The 5,074-nt window shown below is 37.4% G+C and carries 4 protein-coding genes; 1 reads left to right on the forward strand and 3 read right to left on the reverse strand.

Annotation, left to right across the window (positions count from 1 at the left end; all coding sequences use genetic code 11):
* Positions 1-193 precede the first annotated feature (193 nt).
* Complete coding sequence (locus ACIQ1E_RS13800; RefSeq protein ID WP_396171916.1) at positions 194-685, forward strand: YybH family protein; 492 nt, start codon at positions 194-196, stop codon at positions 683-685.
* Between the two features lie 79 nt (positions 686-764).
* Here the strand turns inward: ACIQ1E_RS13800 and ACIQ1E_RS13805 are convergent, their stop codons facing one another.
* The 3 genes from ACIQ1E_RS13805 to ACIQ1E_RS13815 form a co-directional block, all read right to left on the reverse strand.
* Complete coding sequence (locus ACIQ1E_RS13805) at positions 765-2,399, reverse strand: ABC-F family ATP-binding cassette domain-containing protein (RefSeq protein WP_396171917.1); 1,635 nt, start codon at positions 2,397-2,399, stop codon at positions 765-767.
* 162 nt (positions 2,400-2,561) lie between these two features.
* Positions 2,562-4,028, reverse strand: coding sequence for an alanine/glycine:cation symporter family protein (locus ACIQ1E_RS13810; protein WP_396171919.1), 1,467 nt, complete (start codon positions 4,026-4,028; stop codon positions 2,562-2,564).
* 95 nt (positions 4,029-4,123) lie between these two features.
* Positions 4,124-4,939: a Cof-type HAD-IIB family hydrolase gene (locus tag ACIQ1E_RS13815; RefSeq protein ID WP_396171921.1), complete on the reverse strand. Its 816-nt coding sequence runs from the start codon at positions 4,937-4,939 to the stop codon at positions 4,124-4,126.
* Positions 4,940-5,074 lie beyond the last annotated feature (135 nt).

Consider the following 5,074-nt stretch of genomic DNA (forward strand, 5'->3'; position numbering starts at 1 on the left):
TTTAGATACAATAGAAGGTCAAATATGGGGACAATCTTCGATGTGTTAATGAAAAAGATGGTGAAATTTGAATAAATATCAATAAAATCAATAGATAACAAGGGTGCTCTAAGCGCCTATACCTATAGATTAAATTTGTTAGCAATAACCTCTTCAACATCAACATATCAAATAATTTTAATTAGCTATTATTATGAAAAACAAGGTTTTAATTTTAGGTGCCTTTATCCTTTTGACAACTTTAAGTGTTTCGTGCAATAAAAAAACAGAAGACGCAACAACCGCGCCAATAGTTGACGTAGAACAAATAAAAACAGAAATTCAGGCCATAGAAAATACTTTTGCATCGCATTACAATGCAAGAAACACAGATAGCATAACCTATTACGCCGATGATGCCAAAAGTTTCTTTATAGGAAGACCTCCAATTACAAGCAAAGACTCCATCATTGAATTTCTAAAAAAAGACATGCAAAGTTTACATAAAGACATTAAACTATCTTTTACAACAACCGAAGTTCACGTTTCGTTTGATGGCCTTAATGTAACTGAAATTGGACAATTCAAACTAGTAGATTCAACCGGCACAAAAATTGAAGGCGGAAATTACATTAGTTTATTCGAAAAAAGAAACGGCAAATATGTATGCATAAGAGACATGGCCGCTTCTGATATGCCAAGATAAAAGTGGAATTTATCCAAGATAAAGAAACCGCCCCTATACATCGGGACGGTTTCTTTGTTTTTACTGCAATACCATAAAACTATTTCTCGATTTCTCGTAAATTTTCCATTTTTTTGTTAGCCAAGAAACCGCTAATATCTTCGAAATGCTCTTTGACTCTTTTGTGTCCAAATTCGAATACTTTCGTAGCCAATCCATCCAAGAAATCTCTATCGTGCGACACTAGAATCAAAGTCCCATCAAAATCACGTAAGGCGTCTTTGATGATATCTTTGGTTTTCATATCCAAATGGTTCGAAGGCTCATCGAGTATCAATAAATTAACGGGTTCCAATAATAATTTTATCATTGCTAATCTCGTCTTTTCGCCACCCGAAAGCACTTTTACTTTCTTGGTAATATCATCACCGTGAAACATAAAGGCTCCTAGAATATTCTTAATCTGAGTTCGAATATCCCCAACGGCAATAGCATCGATGGTTTCAAAAATAGTAGCCGTTTCATCCAATAAAGCCGCCTGATTTTGGGCAAAATATCCAATTTGCGAATTGTGCCCTATTTCAACCGAACCGCTATCAACGCCAATTTCTTTCATTATGGCTTTGATCATCGTCGATTTTCCTTCCCCATTTTTACCCACAAAAGCAACTTTTTGCCCTCTTTCAATCACGATATTCGCATCTTTGAAAACTACGTGATCGCCATAAGATTTAGACATTTCCTTTACAATTACAGGATACTGCCCAGAACGCGCTGCTGGTGGAAACTTCAATCTCAAAGCCGATGTATCTACTTCATCGACCTCAACAATTTGCAATTTTTCAAGCATTTTTACTCTAGATTGAACCGCATCTGTTTTAGAAAAAGTTCCTCGAAATCTATCAATAAATGCTTGATTGTCGGCTATAAATTTTTGTTGCTCATCATAGGCTTTTTGTTGGTGAATTCGACGGTCTTTTCGCAATTCTAAATAATGAGAATATTTCGCTTTGTAGTCATAAATACGCCCCATTGTCACTTCGATAGTACGATTGGTAATGTTATCGACAAAAGCTCTATCGTGCGAAATCACAACTACCGCTTTGGCAGAATTGATTAAGAAATCCTCTAACCATTGAATACTTTCGATATCCATATGGTTCGTTGGCTCATCCAGCAAAATCAAGTCTGGTTTTCTCAAAAGGATTTTAGCCAATTCGATACGCATTCTCCAACCACCGGAAAACTCCGAGGTTTGACGCGTAAAATCATCACGCTCGAAACCCAAACCAGTTAATATTTTCTCTACTTCGGCTTCATAATTCACTTCTTCGATAGCATAGAATTTCTCACTCAAGTCCGAAACTCTTTCGATCAATTTCATATACGCATCACTTTCGTAATCGGTGCGAATGGTCAATTGTTCGTTGATTTCGTCGATTTCGGCTTTCATAGAGAAGATTTCTCCGAAAGCTTTCGATGCTTCTTCCATAACGGTCGCGCCGTCAGTTGTCAATAAATGCTGTGGTAAATAGGCAATAATCGCTTCTTTTGGTGCCGAAATATTACCTGTCGAAGGTTTGCTTTGACCAGCGATTATCTTTAGCAAGGTCGATTTTCCTGCGCCATTTTTACCCATAAGGGCAATTTTGTCATTCTCATTGATAGCAAAAGAGATGTCACTAAATAAAGTAGTTCCGCCGAATTGAACGGAGATATCGTTAACTGTAATCATTGTTTGAAGTTAGAGCTTAGAAGTTAGAAGTCAGAAACTATAAACCGCTAAAAATTTAAAAGTTGCAAAGATAGATTAATTATAGGAACAGTTACTAAAAAAAAATGCTTCTAAAAGCAGACTTTTTCTCTGATTTTAGAAGCACTAAACTTTCTATGTTTTCTATTTTTGGTCTTTATTTTTATTGATAGTATTCCAAATGTGAGCATTGGTAACACCAATATCTTCGGGATTAAAGATTGGATCCTTTCCTTCTTTTTTCTGTTTTTCGTAGTCTTTTAGAGCAGCCAAAGCTGGTTTCTGCAGTAGCAAAATCGCAACTATATTAAACCAAGCCATTAGACCTACCCCAATATCACCAATTGCCCACGCCAATTGCGCTTGATTCACCGAGCCATAAACCACAACGGCAACCATTGTTATCTTTAACAAATAATAAAATAGAGGTGATTCAAATTTTCTAGTAATATATGAAATATTGGTTTCGGCTATATAATAGTACGCCACGATAGTGGTAAAGGCAAAGAAAAACAGCGCCACAGCAACGAAATAAGCTCCCAAACCGGGAAAAATAGTATCCATTGCAGCTTGGGTATAACCTGGCCCCGAAGCAATATTCTTGACCCCTTCGTATAAAAATTGGGGAGCGCCATCAGCGGCGGCAACGGGATTGATAACATTGTATTTACCGGTTATCAAAAGCATAAGCCCAGTAGCAGAACATACTAATAAAGTATCAATATACACTGAAAAAGCCTGTACTAATCCTTGTTTGGTAGGGTGCGAAACATTGGCAGCAGCCGCAATATGAGGCGCAGTTCCTTGCCCTGCCTCATTAGAATAAATACCTCTTTTTACACCCCACTGAATTGCCAAACCAAAAACAGCTCCAAATCCAGCTTCCATATTGAAAGCACTTTTAAAGATTAATGAAATCAAATGAGGTACCTGCTTAAAATCAACAATGATGATAATCAAAGCAATCAAGATGTACCCTAAAGCCATAAATGGCACTACATATTCGGTGAATTTTGCGATTCTTTTTACTCCGCCAAAAACAATGGCGGCAAACAACAATCCAACACCAATTCCGGAATATAAAGTATCCAATTGAAATGCATTCTGTAAGCCTTCAGCGATAGAATTGGCTTGTACTCCTGGCAATAAAACACCCGCCGAAAATATGGATACAACGGCAAATAAAACCGCAAACCATTTCACCCCCAAACCTCTTTCGATATAAAAGGAAGGACCTCCGCGGAACTCACCAAGATGTTTTTCTTTATAGATTTGTGCCAAAGTAGCTTCAACAAAAGCAGTGCTGGCGCCAAGAAAAGCAACCATCCACATCCAAAACATAGCACCAGGACCACCAAAAGCAATTGCTGTTGCCACACCCGCAATATTTCCTGTACCCACTCTACCAGCAAGGGACATCGATAACGCTTGAAAAGAAGAAACACCAGAGTCGGTACTTTCTCCATCAAATAAAAGGCGGAACATTTCTTTGAAATGGCGCAATTGTAAGAATCGTGTCCGTAACGAGAAATAGAGCCCCGTCCCCAAACACAAAATAATTAAAGCATTACTCCAAACATAGCTGTTTACAATTCCAACAAATTCCTCCATAAATTCTGTTTTATTATATCGTGGTTACCAAAGCCCAAATAAAGGTCTTTTTACGATAGCATGCAAATACAACTTATTCAGAGTTTCTTTTGTTTTTACAACTCTGCCTCTTCCAAAATAAAACGTCGAACTACTTCGGCCACGCCGTGATCGTTATTAGATGCAACAATAATATCACCAAATTCTCTTAACTCTTCTTCAACATTATCTACCCAAACACCTAATCCGGCATATTGCACCATGGATAAATCGTTTCCTGCGTTGCCAATGGCTATAATTTCACTAGGATTAATATTGAGTTTTTTGGCAAGAATTTCGACCGCTGCACCCTTGTCAACACCATTTGGAGCAGCTTCTAAAAAAAAGGGTTTCGACATGCACACACTCAATTCAGGCATTGCCTCTTTCAACAATGGCTCGACCGTTTTGAGATACGAAGGCTCTTCGAGCAACAAACATTTCACTGCCGAACTAGCTACTGCCTCTTTAAAACTTGGAACAATGATATGCTCCAGACCCGTAATCGTGCTTTCGACATCAATATATTCCGAACTGGTTTCGCTGATAATTTTACCATCTAAATAGGTAATGACGTGCGTATTATTTTCCTGACTGAAATCGTAAATCGAGTGAATTTGCTCTTTGGTTAAAGAGTGTTCAAAAAGAATTTTATCTTCTTTTAAATCGGTAATTGTAGAGCCATTGAAAGAAATCATAAAGGAATTATTGACATCGCATTGCAATTCCTTGGCATATTCTATCATTGCAGATGTAGGTCTCCCAGATGCCAAAACGACATAGACTCCTAATTCTTGTGCTTTCAAAAGCATTGATTTATTCTCATTCGATAATTCGTGGTCGTCGGTCAACAAAGTGTCGTCCATATCGACTACAAGCATTTTATATTTCATTATTTAATTATATAGGTATAGGCGCTTAGAGCACCCTTGTTATCTATTGATTTTATTGATATTTATTCAAATTTCACCATCTTTTTCATTAACACATCGAAGATTGTCCCCATATTTGACCTTCTATTGTATCTA

It is taken from the genome of Flavobacterium sp., from assembly GCF_044348915.1.
In the GTDB taxonomy this organism is placed as follows: domain Bacteria; phylum Bacteroidota; class Bacteroidia; order Flavobacteriales; family Flavobacteriaceae; genus Flavobacterium.

Bases quoted from the DNA above. Each gene is read 5' to 3' on its own strand.
- ACIQ1E_RS13805 (WP_396171917.1), bottom strand. From the start codon at position 2,399: ATGATTACAGTTAACGATATCTCCGTTCAATTCGGCGGAACTACTTTA.
- ACIQ1E_RS13800 (WP_396171916.1), top strand. From the start codon at position 194: ATGAAAAACAAGGTTTTAATTTTAGGTGCCTTTATCCTTTTGACAACT.
- ACIQ1E_RS13815 (WP_396171921.1), bottom strand. From the start codon at position 4,939: ATGAAATATAAAATGCTTGTAGTCGATATGGACGACACTTTGTTGACC.
- ACIQ1E_RS13810 (WP_396171919.1), bottom strand. From the start codon at position 4,028: ATGGAGGAATTTGTTGGAATTGTAAACAGCTATGTTTGGAGTAATGCT.